The sequence below is a fragment of the Actinoplanes sp. CA-030573 genome (assembly GCF_050951115.1).
Classification (GTDB): Bacteria; Actinomycetota; Actinomycetes; order Mycobacteriales; family Micromonosporaceae; genus Actinoplanes.
In genome coordinates, this window is sequence record NZ_CP192038.1 from 797,147 (window position 1) to 812,999 (window position 15,853).

At 68.7% G+C, this 15,853-nt stretch carries 28 protein-coding genes; 27 read left to right on the forward strand and 1 reads right to left on the reverse strand.

Annotation, left to right across the window (positions count from 1 at the left end; translation table 11 throughout):
• The first annotated feature begins 3 nt into the window (after positions 1-3).
• The 26 genes from rplP to truA all read left to right on the forward strand — a co-directional run bounded on the left by rplP (position 4) and on the right by truA (position 14,316).
• A complete protein-coding gene (gene rplP, locus ACQP2F_RS03740) occupies positions 4-429 on the forward strand; it encodes a 50S ribosomal protein L16 (protein ID WP_020513593.1) in 426 nt (141 codons plus the stop codon).
• Positions 429-662 carry a 50S ribosomal protein L29 gene (rpmC, locus tag ACQP2F_RS03745; RefSeq protein WP_433300634.1) on the forward strand — a complete coding sequence of 78 codons (234 nt, stop codon included), beginning with the start codon at positions 429-431 and terminating at the stop codon, positions 660-662. The genes rplP and rpmC overlap by 1 nt, the downstream gene beginning before the upstream one ends.
• Positions 659-934, forward strand: a complete 276-nt coding sequence (gene rpsQ / locus ACQP2F_RS03750; RefSeq protein WP_433300635.1) for a 30S ribosomal protein S17 — start codon at positions 659-661, stop codon at positions 932-934. Before rpmC ends, rpsQ begins: the two co-directional genes overlap by 4 nt.
• A gap of 92 nt (positions 935-1,026) precedes the next feature.
• Positions 1,027-1,395 (forward strand): 50S ribosomal protein L14, encoded by a 369-nt coding sequence (gene rplN, locus ACQP2F_RS03755; RefSeq protein ID WP_433300638.1) that lies wholly within the window; start codon positions 1,027-1,029, stop codon positions 1,393-1,395.
• Complete coding sequence (gene rplX / locus ACQP2F_RS03760) at positions 1,392-1,712, forward strand: 50S ribosomal protein L24 (protein WP_433307331.1); 321 nt, start codon at positions 1,392-1,394, stop codon at positions 1,710-1,712. The genes rplN and rplX overlap by 4 nt, the downstream gene beginning before the upstream one ends.
• Complete coding sequence (gene rplE / locus ACQP2F_RS03765) at positions 1,712-2,296, forward strand: 50S ribosomal protein L5 (RefSeq protein ID WP_433300640.1); 585 nt, start codon at positions 1,712-1,714, stop codon at positions 2,294-2,296. Before rplX ends, rplE begins: the two co-directional genes overlap by 1 nt.
• A gap of 2 nt (positions 2,297-2,298) precedes the next feature.
• Entirely contained in the window at positions 2,299-2,484 is a 186-nt protein-coding gene (locus ACQP2F_RS03770) for a type Z 30S ribosomal protein S14 (RefSeq protein ID WP_106130632.1), read from the forward strand.
• A 74-nt stretch (positions 2,485-2,558) separates the two neighbouring features.
• Entirely contained in the window at positions 2,559-2,966 is a 408-nt protein-coding gene (gene rpsH, locus ACQP2F_RS03775) for a 30S ribosomal protein S8 (protein WP_433300642.1), read from the forward strand.
• 14 nt (positions 2,967-2,980) lie between these two features.
• Positions 2,981-3,520, forward strand: coding sequence for a 50S ribosomal protein L6 (rplF, locus tag ACQP2F_RS03780; protein ID WP_433300643.1), 540 nt, complete (start codon positions 2,981-2,983; stop codon positions 3,518-3,520).
• A complete protein-coding gene (rplR, locus tag ACQP2F_RS03785; protein WP_433300645.1) occupies positions 3,517-3,912 on the forward strand; it encodes a 50S ribosomal protein L18 in 396 nt (131 codons plus the stop codon). The genes rplF and rplR overlap by 4 nt, the downstream gene beginning before the upstream one ends.
• 13 nt (positions 3,913-3,925) lie before the next feature.
• Complete coding sequence (rpsE, locus tag ACQP2F_RS03790; RefSeq protein WP_020513602.1) at positions 3,926-4,549, forward strand: 30S ribosomal protein S5; 624 nt, start codon at positions 3,926-3,928, stop codon at positions 4,547-4,549.
• The gene (gene rpmD, locus ACQP2F_RS03795; protein WP_026206137.1) at positions 4,549-4,731 is read left to right on the forward strand and encodes a 50S ribosomal protein L30; all 183 of its coding nucleotides are present in this window, start codon (positions 4,549-4,551) and stop codon (positions 4,729-4,731) included. Before rpsE ends, rpmD begins: the two co-directional genes overlap by 1 nt.
• A complete protein-coding gene (gene rplO, locus ACQP2F_RS03800; protein ID WP_433300647.1) occupies positions 4,731-5,180 on the forward strand; it encodes a 50S ribosomal protein L15 in 450 nt (149 codons plus the stop codon). Before rpmD ends, rplO begins: the two co-directional genes overlap by 1 nt.
• 242 nt (positions 5,181-5,422) lie before the next feature.
• Positions 5,423-6,769 (forward strand): preprotein translocase subunit SecY, encoded by a 1,347-nt coding sequence (gene secY, locus ACQP2F_RS03805; protein ID WP_433300649.1) that lies wholly within the window; start codon positions 5,423-5,425, stop codon positions 6,767-6,769.
• 74 nt (positions 6,770-6,843) lie between these two features.
• Positions 6,844-7,497 (forward strand): adenylate kinase, encoded by a 654-nt coding sequence (locus tag ACQP2F_RS03810; protein WP_030436520.1) that lies wholly within the window; start codon positions 6,844-6,846, stop codon positions 7,495-7,497.
• Between the two features lies 1 nt (position 7,498).
• Positions 7,499-8,332: a type I methionyl aminopeptidase gene (gene map / locus ACQP2F_RS03815; protein WP_433300651.1), complete on the forward strand. Its 834-nt coding sequence runs from the start codon at positions 7,499-7,501 to the stop codon at positions 8,330-8,332.
• Between the two features lie 38 nt (positions 8,333-8,370).
• Positions 8,371-8,826 carry a DUF1707 SHOCT-like domain-containing protein gene (locus ACQP2F_RS03820; protein ID WP_433300653.1) on the forward strand — a complete coding sequence of 152 codons (456 nt, stop codon included), beginning with the start codon at positions 8,371-8,373 and terminating at the stop codon, positions 8,824-8,826.
• 51 nt (positions 8,827-8,877) lie between these two features.
• Positions 8,878-9,495 carry a DUF1707 SHOCT-like domain-containing protein gene (locus tag ACQP2F_RS03825; protein ID WP_433307332.1) on the forward strand — a complete coding sequence of 206 codons (618 nt, stop codon included), beginning with the start codon at positions 8,878-8,880 and terminating at the stop codon, positions 9,493-9,495.
• 226 nt (positions 9,496-9,721) lie between these two features.
• Positions 9,722-9,943 carry a translation initiation factor IF-1 gene (gene infA / locus ACQP2F_RS03830; protein ID WP_007073013.1) on the forward strand — a complete coding sequence of 74 codons (222 nt, stop codon included), beginning with the start codon at positions 9,722-9,724 and terminating at the stop codon, positions 9,941-9,943.
• A gap of 44 nt (positions 9,944-9,987) precedes the next feature.
• Positions 9,988-10,104 carry a 50S ribosomal protein L36 gene (gene rpmJ / locus ACQP2F_RS03835; RefSeq protein WP_015619018.1) on the forward strand — a complete coding sequence of 39 codons (117 nt, stop codon included), beginning with the start codon at positions 9,988-9,990 and terminating at the stop codon, positions 10,102-10,104.
• A gap of 155 nt (positions 10,105-10,259) precedes the next feature.
• On the forward strand, positions 10,260-10,640 hold the full coding sequence (gene rpsM / locus ACQP2F_RS03840; RefSeq protein WP_433300655.1) for a 30S ribosomal protein S13: 381 nt from the start codon (positions 10,260-10,262) through the stop codon (positions 10,638-10,640).
• Positions 10,641-10,657: 17 nt separating this feature from the next.
• The gene (rpsK, locus tag ACQP2F_RS03845) at positions 10,658-11,065 is read left to right on the forward strand and encodes a 30S ribosomal protein S11 (RefSeq protein WP_020513613.1); all 408 of its coding nucleotides are present in this window, start codon (positions 10,658-10,660) and stop codon (positions 11,063-11,065) included.
• A gap of 16 nt (positions 11,066-11,081) precedes the next feature.
• Entirely contained in the window at positions 11,082-11,708 is a 627-nt protein-coding gene (rpsD, locus tag ACQP2F_RS03850; protein WP_433300657.1) for a 30S ribosomal protein S4, read from the forward strand.
• 92 nt (positions 11,709-11,800) lie between these two features.
• Entirely contained in the window at positions 11,801-12,823 is a 1,023-nt protein-coding gene (locus tag ACQP2F_RS03855; RefSeq protein WP_433300658.1) for a DNA-directed RNA polymerase subunit alpha, read from the forward strand.
• A gap of 33 nt (positions 12,824-12,856) precedes the next feature.
• Positions 12,857-13,438 carry a 50S ribosomal protein L17 gene (rplQ, locus tag ACQP2F_RS03860; RefSeq protein WP_433300660.1) on the forward strand — a complete coding sequence of 194 codons (582 nt, stop codon included), beginning with the start codon at positions 12,857-12,859 and terminating at the stop codon, positions 13,436-13,438.
• Between the two features lie 65 nt (positions 13,439-13,503).
• Positions 13,504-14,316 carry a tRNA pseudouridine(38-40) synthase TruA gene (truA, locus tag ACQP2F_RS03865; RefSeq protein WP_433300662.1) on the forward strand — a complete coding sequence of 271 codons (813 nt, stop codon included), beginning with the start codon at positions 13,504-13,506 and terminating at the stop codon, positions 14,314-14,316.
• Here the strand turns inward: truA and ACQP2F_RS03870 are convergent.
• Positions 14,313-15,125: a hypothetical protein gene (locus ACQP2F_RS03870; protein WP_433300663.1), complete on the reverse strand. Its 813-nt coding sequence runs from the start codon at positions 15,123-15,125 to the stop codon at positions 14,313-14,315. The two genes, truA and ACQP2F_RS03870, sit on opposite strands and share 4 nt — an antisense overlap.
• Before the next feature lie 97 nt (positions 15,126-15,222).
• On the opposite strand from ACQP2F_RS03870, the gene ACQP2F_RS03875 reads away from it, so the two are divergent.
• Complete coding sequence (locus ACQP2F_RS03875; protein WP_433300665.1) at positions 15,223-15,828, forward strand: class I SAM-dependent methyltransferase; 606 nt, start codon at positions 15,223-15,225, stop codon at positions 15,826-15,828.
• Positions 15,829-15,853 lie beyond the last annotated feature (25 nt).

Consider the following 15,853-nt stretch of genomic DNA (forward strand, 5'->3'; position numbering starts at 1 on the left):
CCAATGCTGATGCCGCGTAAGCCCCCGAAGGGCTTCCGCAAGCCGCACCACCCGGACCGCCACGGCGCGTCCAAGGGCGGCAACCGGGTCGTCTTCGGCGAGTTCGGTATTCAGGCGCTGGAGCCCGCGTACGTGACCAACCGGCAGATCGAGTCGGCTCGTATCGCGATGACCCGCCACATCAAGCGTGGCGGCAAGGTCTGGATCTCGGTCTTCCCGGACCAGGCCCTGACCAAGAAGCCGGCCGAAACCCGCATGGGTTCCGGTAAGGGTTCTCCCGAGTGGTGGGTGGCGAACGTCAAGCCGGGCCGCATTCTCTTCGAGATGTCGTTCCCGAACGAGACGATCGCGCGCGAGGCGATGCGCCGTGCGATCCACAAGCTCCCGATGAAGTGCCGCATCGTTACGCGCGAAGTGGGTGAAAGCTGATGGCAGCGGGCGTTAAGGCAGCCGAGCTGCGCGAGCTCTCCGGTGAGGAGCTTGTCTCGCGTCTGCGGGAGGCCAAGGCGGAGCTGTTCAACCTTCGCGTGCAGGGCGCGACCGGCCAGCTCGACAATCACCGTCGACTGCAGGTCGTCCGCAAGGACATCGCGAAGATCTACACGATCATGCGTGAGCGCGAGCTGGGGCTCTCGACCGCGCCGGATGAGGTGACCGCATGAGTGACGAGAGCACGACCACGGCGCGCGCGACCCGTAAGGTTCGCGAGGGTCTCGTGGTCAGCGACAAGATGGACAAGACGGTCGTCGTCGAGGTCGAGGACCGCGTCAAGCACGCCCTCTACGGCAAGGTTCTGCGACGCACCCGCAAGCTCAAGGTGCACGACGAGCAGAACGCGTGCGGCATCGGCGACCGGGTCCTCCTGATGGAGACCCGTCCGCTCTCCGCCACCAAGCGGTGGCGGGTCGTCGAGATCCTCGAAAAGGCCAAGTGAGTCCGTCGGGCCGGCCCCCGGCCGGCCCGGCAGACCATCGTTCCGCCAAGCTTCGGTGCGAGCCGAAGAACTGGCAGACATAGGAGACCCCAGTGATCCAGCAGGAGTCGCGACTGCGTGTCGCCGACAACACGGGTGCACGCGAGATCCTGTGCATCCGCGTGCTCGGTGGCTCCGGCCGCCGCTACGCGAGCATCGGCGACGTCATCGTGGCCACGGTCAAGGACGCCATTCCCGGCGCGGGTGTGAAGAAGGGTGACGTCGTCAAGGCGGTCATCGTCCGCACCACCAAGGAGAAGCGGCGCCCGGACGGCTCGTACATCCGGTTCGACGAGAACGCCGCCGTCATCATCAAGGACGGTGGCGACCCCCGCGGTACCCGCATCTTCGGCCCGGTCGGCCGCGAGCTGCGCGACAAGCGGTTCATGAAGATCATCAGCCTGGCGCCGGAGGTGCTCTGACCGTGAAGATCAAGAAGGGCGACACGGTCGTCGTCATCGCCGGCAAGGACAAGGGCGCCAAGGGCAAGGTCATCGCGGCCTACCCGCGGCAGGACAAGCTCCTCGTCGAGGGCGTCAACCGCGTCAAGAAGCACGAGCGCATCCGCACGACGCAGCGCGGGTCGAAGACCGGCGGCATCGTGACCCAGGAAGCGCCGATCCACATCTCCAACGTGCAGATCTTGGATGACCAGGGCAAGCCGACCCGGATCGGCTACCGGATCGACGAGAACGGCCAGAAGGTCCGCATCGCACGTACGACCGGTAAGGAACTCTGATGACTGCCGCAACCCAGAGTGCAGAGACGCAGCCCAAGTCGCTGCCGCGCCTCAAGCAGAAGTACCGCTCCGAGGTCGTGCAGGGCCTCAAGGAGCAGTACAACTACGCCAACCCCATGCAGATCCCCGGCCTGGTCAAGGTCGTCGTGAACATGGGTGTCGGCGAGGCTGCCCGCGACGCCAAGCTGATCGACGGCGCGGTTCGTGACCTGACCACGATCACCGGCCAGAAGCCGCTGGTCCGCCGGGCCACCAAGTCCATCGCCCAGTTCAAGCTCCGTGAGGGCATGCCGATCGGCGCGAAGGTCACCCTCCGCGGCGACCGGATGTGGGAGTTCCTGGACCGGCTGCTGTCCATCGCGCTGCCGCGTATCCGCGACTTCCGCGGTCTGGACGGCCGGAAGCTGGACGGCCACGGCAACTACACGTTCGGCCTCACCGAGCAGTCGGTGTTCCACGAGATCGATCAGGACCGGATCGACCGCACGCGGGGCATGGACATCACCGTGGTCACCACGGCCAAGACCGACGACGAGGGCCGGGCGCTGCTCAAGCTCCTGGGCTTCCCGTTCAAGGAGAACTGAGCATGGCCAAGAAGGCGCTGATCCTCAAGGCTGCCGCGAAGCCGAAGTTCGCTGTGCGCGCCTACACCCGTTGCCAGCGTTGCGGCCGGCCGCACTCGGTCTACCGCAAGTTCGGCCTCTGCCGGGTGTGCATCCGGGAGATGGCTCACCGCGGTGAGCTCCCGGGCGTGTCGAAGGCTTCCTGGTAACCCGACTTGTAATACCGCTTCGCCGTAGGCCTGGTCTGACCGGGAACCCCGGCGAGAAAGGTTGACGAATACCCATGACGATGACGGACCCGATCGCAGACATGCTGACGCGTCTGCGTAACGCCAACCAGGCGTACCACGACAAGGTGACCATGCCCTTCTCGAAGATCAAGGCGAACATCGCCGAGGTCCTCAAGGCCGAGGGTTACATCGCCTCCTGGTCGGCCGAGGAGCCCGAGGAAGGCGCTGTCGGCAGGCGTCTGGTCGTTGAGCTCAAGTACGGCCAGAACCGCGAGCGCAGTCTCGCCGGCATCAAGCGCGTTTCCAAGCCCGGCCTTCGGGTTTACGCCAAGTCCGACGAGCTCCCGCGGGTGCTCGGCGGCCTGGGCGTCGCGATCATTTCGACGTCCCAGGGGCTGCTGACCGACAAGCAGGCCCGCAAGCGGAGCGTTGGCGGGGAAGTCCTCGCCTTCGTCTGGTAACTGGAGACTCAGACATGTCGCGAATCGGACGTAAGTCGATCCCGGTCCCGGCCGGCGTCGACGTCACCATCTCGGGCCAGACCGTCAAGGTCAAGGGCCCCAAGGGCGAGCTCTCGCACACCGTCGCCGAGCCGATCACGGTCGAGCGCGAGGGTGACGAGCTGCACGTCAACCGCCCCAACGACGAGCGCAAGGCCAAGGAACTCCACGGCCTCTCCCGTACCCTGGTCGCCAACATGATCGTCGGCGTCACCGAGGGCTACAAGAAGACGCTCGAGATCAACGGCACCGGTTACCGCGTGACGGCGAAGGGCAAGGACCTCGAGTTCGCCCTGGGCTTCTCGCACCCGGTGAACGTGGTTCCGCCGGCCGGCATCACCTTCACGGTGGAGCGGCCGACGCAGTTCACGGTCGCCGGCATCGACAAGCAGCTGGTCGGCGAGGTCGCCGCCAACATCCGGAAGATCCGCCCGCCGGAGCCCTACAAGGGCAAGGGCGTCAAGTACCAGGGCGAGGTCATCCGCCGCAAGGCTGGAAAGGCAGGTAAGAAGTGACCGCCACGCTGCTCAAGCGCCGCAACGGCGGCGGCGTCGCCGCCAAGCGGGCCGTGGGGAAGGCGCGCCGGCACTTCCGGGTCCGCAAGAACCTTCGCGGCACCGCCGAGCGTCCGCGCCTGGTCGTCAACCGCTCTTCGCGGCACATCTCCGCGCAGATCATCGACGACCTCAAGGGCCACACGCTGGTGTCGGCCTCGACCCTCGACGCCTCCCTGCGTGGCACCGAGGGCGACAAGAGCGCCCTGGCCGGCAAGGTCGGCGCGCTCCTCGCCGAGCGGGCCAAGGCCGCGGGTGTGTCCAAGGTCGTCTTCGACCGCGGTGGCAACAAGTACGCGGGGCGGATCGCCGCGCTGGCCGATGCCGCCCGCGAAGCCGGACTCGAGTTCTAGGAGGAATTGACCAATGCCTGGTCAGCAGCGCCGAGGCGGCGGGTCCGGCGGTAACACCGAGGGTGGCAACCGCCGGGACAACCGCCGTGAGGGCGGCCGCGGCAACGCGCCCGTCGAGAAGACCCCGCATCTCGAGCGGGTCGTCGCGATCAACCGTGTCGCCAAGGTCGTCAAGGGCGGTCGTCGCTTCAGCTTCACCGCTCTGGTGATCGTGGGCGACGGCGACGGCACCGTCGGCATCGGCTACGGAAAGGCCAAGGAGGTGCCCGCGGCCATCGCCAAGGGCGTCGAGGAGGCCAAGAAGCACTTCTTCAAGGTGCCGCGGATCGGCGCCACGATCCCGCACCCGATCACCGGTGAGGCCGCGGCTGGTGTCGTGCTCCTCAAGCCGGCGTCCGCCGGTACCGGCGTCATCGCCGGTGGCCCGGTGCGTGCCGTGCTCGAGTGCGCCGGCATCCACGACGTGCTCTCGAAGAGCCTCGGCTCGTCGAACCCGATCAACATCGTGCACGCGACGGTGGCCGCGCTGAAGGGCCTCGAGTCGCCGGAGAAGGTCGCGGCTCGCCGTGGCCTGCCGGTCGAGGACGTGGCGCCGGCGGCCATGCTGGCGGCGCGTGCGGAAGCGGCGGTGCACTGATGGCACGCTTGAAGGTCACCCAGATCCGGTCCGAGATCGGCCGCAAGCAGAACCAGCGGGACTCCCTGCGGTCGCTCGGGCTGAAGCGGATCAACGATGTGGTGGTCAAGGAGGACCGTCCCGAGATCCGGGGCATGATCTTCGCCGTGAACCACCTCGTGAGCGTTGAGGAGGTCGAGTAATGGCGATCAAGGTCCACCACCTCCGTCCGGCGCCCGGAGCCAAGACCGCGAAGACCCGTGTGGGTCGCGGTGAGGGCTCGAAGGGCAAGACCGCCGGTCGCGGTACCAAGGGCACCGGCGCCCGCAAGAACGTCAGCGCGGCGTTCGAGGGTGGGCAGATGCCCATCCACATGCGGCTGCCGAAGGTCAAGGGGCTGAAGAACAAGCCCCGCAACAAGGTCGTCTTCCAGGTCGTCAACCTGGACCGGCTCGCCGAGCTGTTCCCCAACGGCGGCGAGGTCGGCCCGGCGGAGCTGGTGGATGCCGGCGCCGTCCGCAAGGGCCAGCCGGTCAAGGTGCTCGGCTCCGGCGAGCTGGGCGGCGTGTCGCTGACCATCTCGGCGCACGCCTTCAGCGAGTCGGCCAAGGAGAAGATCGCAGCCGCCGGTGGTTCCGCCACCGAGCTGTGAGGCTGTGGGGGTGCTCGCCCGGGCGCCGAAGAAAACGCGTCGCCCGGGCAGCATCCCCTTTGTGGCGTCTGACCAGCCAATTCTCCGAGCTGTCCGACGCCTACGCGCGGTGAGCCGTACCGTGACTCACCGCTCAGCTCCAAGACTGTTAGAGTCCGTTCCCAGCTAGGGATATCGGTCGTCCGGACCGATGCCGTCCCCCACCCGCCGGACACGGCGGCACCTCGCGCAGGAGGAAGAAGTTGCTCTCCGCCTTTACCAGTGCGTTCCGGACGCCTGACCTGCGCAAGAAACTGTTGTTCACAATCGCGATCATCGCGCTGTACCGGCTGGGTGCCACCATGCCCAGTCCCGGTGTCTCGTACACCAACGTGCAGACGTGTCTCAAGGCTGTGAACGATGCCAACGCCGGTGGCGGCGTGCTGAACCTGCTGAACCTGTTCTCCGGCGGCGCGCTGCTGCACCTGTCGGTCTTCGCGCTCGGCATCATGCCGTACATCACCGCGTCGATCATCCTGCAGCTGCTGACCGTCGTGATCCCCCGCCTCGAGCAGCTCCGCAAGGAGGGCCAGTCCGGCCAGGCGAAGATCACGCAGTACACCCGGTACCTGACGCTCGGCCTGGCGGTGCTCCAGTCCTCGGCGTTCGTCGCGCTCGCGCGGACCGGTCAGCTGTTCGGCAACGCCTGCGACCAGAGCGACCCCAAGATGCAGATCATCCCGGAGAACACCGGGCTGCCCATGTGGCTCACGCTCAGCATGCTCGTTCTGACGATGACCGCCGGCACCGGCGTCGTGATGTGGCTCGGCGAGCTCATCACCGACCGGGGCGTCGGCAACGGCATGTCCGTCCTCATCTTCACCTCGATCGCGGCCCGCCTCCCCGGCGAGGGCTGGACGATCAAGGAGTCGAGCGGCGTCGGCAAGTTCCTGCTCGTCATCGGCCTGGTCCTGGTCATCATCGGCCTGGTCGTCTTCATCGAGCAGGCGCAGCGCCGGATCCCCGTGCAGTACGCCAAGCGCATGATCGGCCGGCGGATGTACGGCGGCACCTCCACCTACATCCCGCTGAAGGTCAACCAGGCCGGTGTCGTCCCGGTGATCTTCGCGTCCTCCCTGCTCTACCTCCCGCAGCTGTACCTGCAGTTCTTCGACAAGAACAACCTCAAGGGCTACCAGATCTGGATCCAGAAGTGGCTCGCCGACCCGACGAGCTCGCTCTACATCGGCGTCTACTTCCTCCTGATCATCTTCTTCACGTACTTCTACGTCTCGATCACGTTCAACCCGACCGAGGTCGCGGACAACATGAAGAAGTACGGTGGTTTCGTCCCGGGCATCCGTCCGGGCAAGCCGACGGCCGACTACCTGGACTTCATCCTCAGCCGGATCACCTTGGCCGGCGCGCTCTACCTCGGCATCATCTCGGTTCTGCCGAACTTCTTCTTCATCTGGCTGAACCAGCAGCAGTACCAGAACTTCCCGTTCGGCGGTACCGCGGTGCTGATCATGGTGGGTGTGGGTCTGGAGACGGTCAAGCAGATCGAGAGCCAGCTCATGCAGCGCAACTACGAAGGGTTCCTCCGGTAGTGGGGACGCGGAGCCGGGGGGCTCACGCGTCGGCGATTTGCGGGGCTCGTTCTCACCGAAGCGAGGCGATGTAGGTGCGGCTGGTACTGGTGGGCCCTCCGGGGGCCGGCAAGGGGACCCAGGCTGAGTTCATCGCCGCCCATCTCGCCGTACCGAAGATCTCGACCGGAGACATCTTCCGGGCCAACGTGTCCCAGGGAACGCCCCTGGGCGTGGAGGCGAAGCGCTACATGGACGCCGGGCAGCTGGTCCCGGACGAAGTGACCATCAACATGGTCCGGGACCGGCTGGCCGAGCCGGACGCCGGCGACGGCTTCCTGCTCGACGGCTTCCCGCGCACGGTGCCCCAGGCGTCCGCCCTGGACAAGCTGCTGGCCGACCTGGGCACCGCGCTGGACCTGGTGATGGAGCTCGTGGTCGACGACGACGAGGTCATCCGGCGGCTGTCGGGCCGCCGGACCTGCCGTGGCTGCGGCAAGATCTGGCACGTCGAGTTCGACCCGACCAGCAAGGAGAACATCTGCGACCGCTGCGGGTCGGAGCTGTTCCAGCGGGACGACGACAAGGCCGAGACCATCGCCAACCGCCTGGTCGAGTACGCCGAGAAGACCGCGCCCCTGGTCGACTTCTACGGCGCGCAGGGCAAGCTCGTGGGCATCGACGCGACCGGCCCGGTCGAGGACGTCACCGTGCGCGCCATCGACGCCCTGCGGTCGTACGGGGGCTGACATGCGCCGCCCGCAGCTGGACATCCAGCTGAAGACCCCCGAGCAGATCGAGCTGATGCGCGGCGCCGGCCTCGTGGTCGCCGCCGCGCTGGAGGCGATGCGGGACGCGGTCGCGCCCGGCGTCTCCACCGCCGACCTCGACGCGATCGCCGAGAAGGTCATCCGCGACGCCGGCGCGATTCCGTCGTTCAAGGGCTACCACGGCTTCCCGGCGTCGATCTGCGCGTCGGTGAACGAGCAGGTGGTGCACGGCATCCCGCGGGCCGAGCAGGTGCTGGTCGAGGGCGACTTGCTGTCGCTGGACTGCGGCGCGATCCTCGACGGCTGGCACGGCGACTCGGCGATCACCGTGGGCGTCGGCGACACCGACCCGGCGCTGCTGAAGATGGCCGAGGTCGCCGAGGACGCGATGTGGGCCGGTATCGCGGCGGCCGCTCGCGGTGCGGCCAACGGGCGGGGCCGGCTCACCGACATCTCCTTCAACGTCGAGAAGACGGTCCGCAAGGCCGGGCGGTACGGGATCGTCGACGGTTACGGCGGGCACGGCATCGGCACCGAGATGCACCAGGACCCGCACGTGCTCAACCACGGCAAGCCGGGCAAGGGCCCGCGCCTGGTGCCGGGCATGTGCCTCGCGATCGAGCCGATGATCACGATGGGCTCGCCGCGCACGGCCGAGCTCGAGGACGGCTGGACCGTGGTCACCCGGGACGGCTCCCGGGCCGCCCACGTCGAGCACACGATGTGCCTGCTCGAGGACGGTGTCTGGGTCACCACCGCACCGGACGGGGGCCGGGGACGGCTGGGGGATCTCGTCACTGCCCGCCAGGGCTGACCTACCGGTCGTGGTGCTTGTGCGTCATAGTTTGACGCATGGGACGGGAGGACATGCGGGCCGGCGACAGTGATCGCAAGGTGGTCGCCGAACAGCTGAAGACCGCACTGGACGAGGGACGCCTCGACCTCAGTGAGTACGACGAGCGGATCCAGCGGACGTACGCGGCCAAGACCTACGCCGACCTCGACGGCCTGCTCGACGACCTGCCGGGCACCGTGCCCGTCCAGCACTCTCAGATCCAGCCTGCCGCGTCCGCGCCGCCGCCCGGTGCACCCGCCCACCCCGGGCACCCCGCCGGCCGTCAGATCGCCCACTGGGTCGGTCCCTACGCCGGCGTGATCCTCGTCTGCACGGTCATCTGGGCCATCACGAGCGCCAGCGCCGGCCATCTCACGTACTTCTGGCCGGTGTGGATGTTGATCCCGCTGATCTTCGGCGTGTTCGGGCAGTGGTTCGGCGACGGCGGCCGCCGCGACCGCAGGCGCCGCTGACCGACGACCGGAACGGGGACGGTGATGGTGGAGGACATGGGCCGGGAACAGATGCGGGCCGCGGACGCCGACCGTCAGCGGGTCGCCGAGCAGCTGCGCGAGGCCCTCGAGGAGGGCCGGCTCGACCTGAGCGAGTACGACGAGCGCCTGAAGGACGCGTACGCGGCGAAGACGTACGGTGATCTGGATCGCCTGCTGACCGATCTGCCGAACGCCGCACCGGTCGTACCCGCCCCGCCGCCCGCGCCGCCACCGGTGCGGATCGACGCCGCCGACGGACAGACCCAGGCCTGGATCCGGCACCTCTGGGGCTCGTGGGCCTCGGTCGCCGGCTTCCTCAGCCTGATCTGGGCGCTCGGCTGGATCTCCGAGGGGCGGCCCGACTACTACTGGCCGGTCTGGGTGATCGGGCCGTGGGCCGTGCTGCTGGCGATGCGCACCGCGGCCGGGCTGGTGAAGGGCGAGCCGCGGATGCGGGCGGCCGAGATTGAGCACCGCCGCCGGCTGCGGGAGCACCGGCACGAGCGCAAGATGCTCTACCGGCAGGCGATCGCGACCGGCGAGCTGCCGCTCAACCCGAGCAAGCAGGAGCGCAAGGCGTTCATCGCGCGGGCGATGGCGCGGGGTGATCTGCCGCCGAAGCCCCACAAACCGGCCGCGGACGCATGATATGTCCGGATTTAGGGCCGTCGACACACCCGACCCCGGGTCAGGGCGACCTCGGTTTGGCGGGCTGAACCGGCGCGCGTACACTGGCTAGCTGGCGCGCAGCGTCCACTCCCGCATGTCCTCAGCGCTTCGAGGGCGGCGGGTGCCGCGGCTGGTCTTCGTCGGCGACGACGAAGGTATGACGTTGCATGCTAGCCCCGAACCCCAGTGTCAGGTAGCGGAGGACATGCCTAAGAAAGACGGAGCCATCGAGATCGAGGGCCGAGTGATCGAGCCCCTGCCGAACGCCATGTTCCGCGTGGAGCTCGCCAATGGTCACAAGGTGCTCGCCCACATCTCCGGCAAGATGCGGCAGCACTACATCCGCATCCTTCCCGAGGACCGAGTCGTCGTCGAGCTCTCGCCGTACGACCTGACCCGGGGACGCATCGTCTACCGCTACAAGTAGCCGGGGCGGGGCAGTCCCGTCCGTTGAGAGAGTTAAGGCAAACCGTGAAGGTCAAGCCGAGCGTCAAGCGGATCTGCAACAACTGCCGGGTCATCCGGCGGCACGGCCGCGTCATGGTCATCTGCAAGACCGACGCGCGTCACAAGCAGCGCCAGGGCTGAGTCCCGCAAGCTGCCAGATCCGGCACCACGAACAAGCTCGTCCCAGTCGCCTCGCAAGGCGGCCACACCCCCGGCTCGGAGGCCGGGGCCCGTCCGGGCAGACGGGGTTGGGAGGGGCACAGACCTCCGAATGAAATCGAGGAGTACGCCCACTTATGGCTCGACTCGTTGGAGTCGATCTTCCCCGCGAGAAGCGGATGGAGATCGCGCTCACCTACATCTACGGGATCGGTCGCACCCGTGCCGTCGAGGCACTGACCGCTACCACGATTGACCTGAACAAGCGCGCCAAGGACCTCACGGACGAGGAGCTGGTCCAGCTCCGCGACTACATCGAGGCCAATTTCAAGGTTGAGGGTGACCTTCGCCGCGAGGTCGCCGCGGACATCCGCCGCAAGGTCGAGATCGGCTGCTACGCCGGCATCCGCCACCGCCGGGGCCTCCCCGTGCGGGGCCAGCGGACCCGTACCAACGCTCGTACCCGCAAGGGTCCGAAGCGCACGGTCGCCGGTAAGAAGAAGCCCGGTCGGAAGTAATAGGAGCGCACTGACTTATGCCACCGAAGGCACGCGCTGGGGCCGCAGTCAAGAAGGTCCGGCGCAAGGAACGCAAGAACGTCGCCCACGGGCAGGCGCACATCAAGAGCACCTTCAACAACACCATCGTGTCGATCACCGACCCGACCGGTGCGGTCATTTCCTGGGCCTCCTCGGGCCAGGTGGGCTTCAAGGGCTCCCGCAAGTCGACCCCGTTCGCCGCGCAGCTGGCCGCCGAGGCCGCCGCTCGCCGGGCGATGGAGCACGGCATGCGCAAGGTCGACGTGTTCGTCAAGGGCCCCGGCTCCGGCCGGGAGACCGCGATCCGTTCGCTGCAGGCCGCGGGCCTCGAGGTCGGCCAGATCGCCGACGTCACGCCCCAGCCGCACAACGGTTGCCGTCCGCCGAAGCGTCGTCGGGTCTGAGGGAGATCTAGGAACAATGGCTCGTTACACAGGTGCGGACTGCAAGCGCTGCCGCCGCGAGAAGATGAAGCTGTTCCTCAAGGGCAGCAAGTGCGATGGGCCGAAGTGCCCGTTCGAGTCGCGTCCCTTCCCGCCCGGCCAGCACGGCCGTGGCCGGACCAAGGAGACCGAGTACCTGCTCCAGCACCGCGAGAAGCAGAAGGCCCGCCGCGTCTACGGCGTGCTCGAGAAGCAGTTCCGCGGTTACTACGAGGAGGCTGTCACCAAGCCCGGCAAGACCGGTGAGGTGCTGCTGCAGATCCTCGAGTCCCGTCTCGACAACGTCGTCTACCGGGCCGGCCTCGCGCAGTCCCGGGACATGGCCCGGCAGCTGGTCAAGCACGGCCACTTCCTGGTCAACGGCGTGAAGGTGGACATCCCCTCGTACCGGGTCAAGGAGCACGACATCGTGACGACCCGGGAGAAGTCGAAGGAGATGACCCCGTTCGTCATCGCCCAGGCGCAGGCCGGTTCCCGGCCGGTGCCGGCGTGGCTCGAGCCGATCCCGAGCGAGATGAAGATCCTCGTGCACTCGCTCCCGGCCCGCGCCGTCATCGACACGCAGGTCCAGGAGCAGCTGATCGTCGAGCTTTACTCCAAGTAAGGCTCTTGGGATGCCGGCCGTCGCGGCCGGCATCCCAAAAAGAATTCAGACGGCCATCAAATAGCGGGTGGCCTGACAGAAAGAAGAAACGCGTGCTCATCAGCCAGCGGCCGACCCTCTCGGAGGAGTCGCTCAGCGAGACCCGCTCCCGGTTCACCATCGAGCCCCTCGAGCCGGGCTTCGGCTACACCCTCGGCAACTCGCTCCGCCGGACCCTGCTGTCCTCCATCCCGGGCGCGGCGGTCACCAGCATCAAGATCGACGGCGTCCTGCACGAGTTCACCACGATCCCCGGTGTCAAGGAGGACGTGGTCGAGCTGGTCATGAACGTCAAGGAGCTCACGGTCAGCTCCGAGCACGACGAGCCGGTCAGCATGTACCTGCGCAAGCAGGGCCCGGGCGACGTCACCGCCGGTGACATCCAGCCCCCGGCCGGCGTCTCCGTGCACAACCCCGACCTGAAGCTGGCCACGCTCAACAGCAAGGGCCGGCTCGACATGGAGCTCACCGTCGAGCGGGGCCGTGGCTACGTCACGGCGGCGCAGAACAAGAGCACCGGCGCCGAGATCGGCCGCATCCCGGTCGACTCGATCTACTCGCCGGTGATGAAGGTGACCTACCGCGTCGAGGCGACCCGTGTCGAGCAGCGCACCGACTTCGACCGCCTGATCATCGACGTCGAGTCGAAGGCGTCCATCTCGCCCCGCACCGCGCTGGCGTCGGCCGGCTCGACCCTCGTCGAGCTGTTCGGCCTCTGCCGCGAGCTGGACGAGACCGCCGAGGGCATCGACATCGGCCCGTCGCCGCAGGACGCGCAGCTCGCTGCCGACCTGGCCCTGCCGATCGAGGAGCTGGACCTCACCGTCCGGTCGTACAACTGCCTCAAGCGCGAGGGCATCAACAGCGTGGGTGAGCTGATCGGGCGTACGGAAGCCGATCTTCTGGATATAAGGAATTTCGGTCAGAAGTCGATCGACGAGGTCAAGATGAAGCTCGCCGGAATGGGCCTGGGCCTCAAGGACAGCGCGCCGTCCTTCGACCCCGCGCACGTCGTGGACTCGTTCGGCGACGTGGACTACGACACCGACGACTACCGCGAGACCGAGCAGCTCTAAGCCCGGCCGCCGTATAACCAAGGAGCATTGGAAATGCCCACGCCCACCAAGGGTCCCCGCCTCGGCGGCAGCCCGGCGCACGAGAAGCTGATCCTGGCCAACCTGGCCACGGAGCTCTTCCGGCACGGGAAGATCAAGACCACCGAGACGAAGGCCAAGCGGCTGCGCCCGCTGGCTGAGCAGCTCATCACGAAGGCCAAGCGCGGCGACCTGCACGCTCGTCGCCGGGTGCTGACCGTCGTGCGGGACAAGGACGTCGTGTACGCCCTGTTCGAGCAGATCGCTCCGCGGTACGGCAACCGTTCGGGTGGCTACACCCGCATCACCAAGACCGGCCCGCGCAAGGGTGACGCCGCTCCGATGGCCGTCATCGAGCTGGTCGAGGAGCTGCAGGTCGCGGCGACCACTGCGGCCCCGGCGAAGAAGGCGGCCAAGAAGGCCGCCGCGCAGCAGGACAAGGTGGAGGCTCTCGCCCGCGAGGACGAGGCGCCGGCCGCCGCCACGACCGGGGACACGGTCGAGGACCAGGACGCCGAGCCGCCGGTGAACGCTTCCGGTGACAAGGGCGCCGAGGGTCCCGGCGACCAGGCCGAGGGCGAAGACACCAAGGCGTAGCGATTACGCGGAATGGCCCGGCATCCTCAGGGTGCCGGGCCATCTCTCTGTCGGCAGGGGACACGATGGACTCGATCCGCTTACGACTGGACGTGTCGTACGACGGCGCCGACTTCTCGGGCTGGGCCGCGCAACCGGGGCGGCGGACGGTGGCCGGCGTGCTGGTGGCCGCGTTCGAGCGTCTGGTCGGGCCGGAGGCGGCCCTGGGACTGACGGTGGCCGGTCGCACCGACGCCGGGGTGCACGCGACCGGTCAGGTCTGCCACGTCGACCTTCCGGCCGACGCGTGGGCCGAGCTCGAGGGGTCACTCCTGCGCCGGCTGGCGGCGCTCATGCCGGCCGATGCACGCGTACGCGCGATCACGCCCGTCCCCGCCACCTTCGACGCGCGTTTCTCCGCCACCTTCCGGCGTTACGAGTACCGGGTCGTGGACACGCCGTGGGGCCCCGAGCCGCTGCGCCGCCACGACACCCTCGGCTGGGTGCGGCCGCTCGACCTGGCCCGGCTCAACGCGGCCGCCGCCGGTCTGGTGGGCGAGCACGACTACGCCGCCTACTGCAAGCGCAAGGAGCACGCCACCACGGTCCGGGCGATCGACCGGCTGGACTGGCGCCGGGACCCCGACGGCGTGTGCGTGGCGACCGTGCAGGCCGACGCGTTCTGCCAGTCGATGGTGCGCAGCCTGGTCGGGGCCATGCTCACGGTCGGCGACGGGCGGCGCGACATCAACTGGCCGGGCACGCTGCTCTCCTTACGGGAGCGCTCGAGCGAGGTGACGGTGGCCCCGGCTCACGGCCTGACCCTGGTCGCCGTCGGCTATCCGGACGAGACCATGTACGCCGCCCGCGCCGAAGCCACCCGGCGGATGCGCGCCTAGGGAGCCGTCTCGCGCCGGGCCAGCACCGTGGTGCCCAGGTAGGTGTCCACCAGGTCGCCGGTTATCCGCTCGGCGATCGGGTCGTCGCTGCTGACCAGCGCCCCGTCGGGCCGGGTGATCACGCAGTAGAGCAGGTAGTGGCCCCGGGCCCGCCAGCCGACCTGGTTGGCCGGCGGCGCGTCCGGATCGGTCCGGGCGGCGGGCAGGGTCGCGAAGCCGCCGTCGCCGGTCTCCACCAGGTTGCGCAGCCGATCCTCCACGTCGGCGGCCCCGGCGGCGTCGGCCAGGTTGAACAGGCCCGCGGTCACCTGGTAGCCGCCGTACGGCGCGACCATCCCGGCGCGTACGACCTGGCCGCACCCGTGGGCGGCGAGCAGAGAGCCCAGCTCGCCGGTCGTCGCCGTACGGCAGTCGGTGTCGAGGTGGGTGATCGTGATCCGGTAGGGCGCGGCGGCCGGCGGTCGCACCGCGGACCGGTCGGGAAAGACCTCCTCGACCGAGAGTGGCTCGGGGTCGGCGCCGCGGGACGCGAGCGGGCCGGCCTCGAAGGCGTTCGTCTCGACCCGGGCCGGCGCGTCGCTCCGCTCGCCGGCCACGACGAAGAACGCGACGGTGCCGATCAGGCCCAGCATGATGACCCCGGCCAGCCCGCGTACCAGGATCTGGGCGGTCCGCTGGGGCTCGCGGTACGCACGCCGGCGGGACGCGGACCGGTGCTGCCCGGTCGGGGCGAACCCGCGCACGAACAGGGCGAGGCCGCCGTCGGGTGCGGCGCGATGCTCGCGGCGGGGAGGGGTCCCGTACAGCATGCATTTCACGCTAGGAGCGCACGGTGATCGATGAGCGCACAGACTGTGCGGCACCCCCGCCGGGCATCGTCGTTCGTGGCGGCGGCAGACTGGCGGGGTGACCGCCGAGCATTACTTCAGCGCCGAGCCCACGACGCCCGCCCAGCGCGGCGAAATCGAGTTCACCGCCGCCGGCCGGAGCTACCGGATGGCCGTGGCGTCGGGCGTGTTCTCGGCCGGGCGGCTGGACCCCGGCACGGCCGTGCTGCTGCGCAAGGGTGACCTGCCGACCACCGCCGCCACCGGGGTCTTCCTCGACCTCGGGTGCGGTTACGGGCCGATCGCCGCGGTGCTGGCGAGTGAGGCGCCGGAGGCGACCGTCTGGGCCGTCGACGTCAACTCCCGGGCCCGCGAGCTGGCCGCGGAGAACACGGCCGGGCTCGGCAACGTCCGGGTGGCCGGGCCCGACGAAGTGCCGTCCGAGGTGGTCTTCGACGAGATCTGGAGCAACCCGCCCACCCACGTCGGCAAGGCCGAGCTGCACGCGCTGATGGAGCGCTGGCTGCCGCGGCTGGCGACCGGCGGCGTGGCCTGGCTGGTGATCAACCGGCATCTCGGTGGCGACTCGCTGCACGCGTGGCTCACCGGGCTCGGCTGGCAGGTCGACCGGGTGGCCAGCCAGAAGGGCTTCCGGGTGCTACGGGTCAGCCGGAAAACCGGCTGACCGCGCGGCCCGCAGCGGGAAGAAT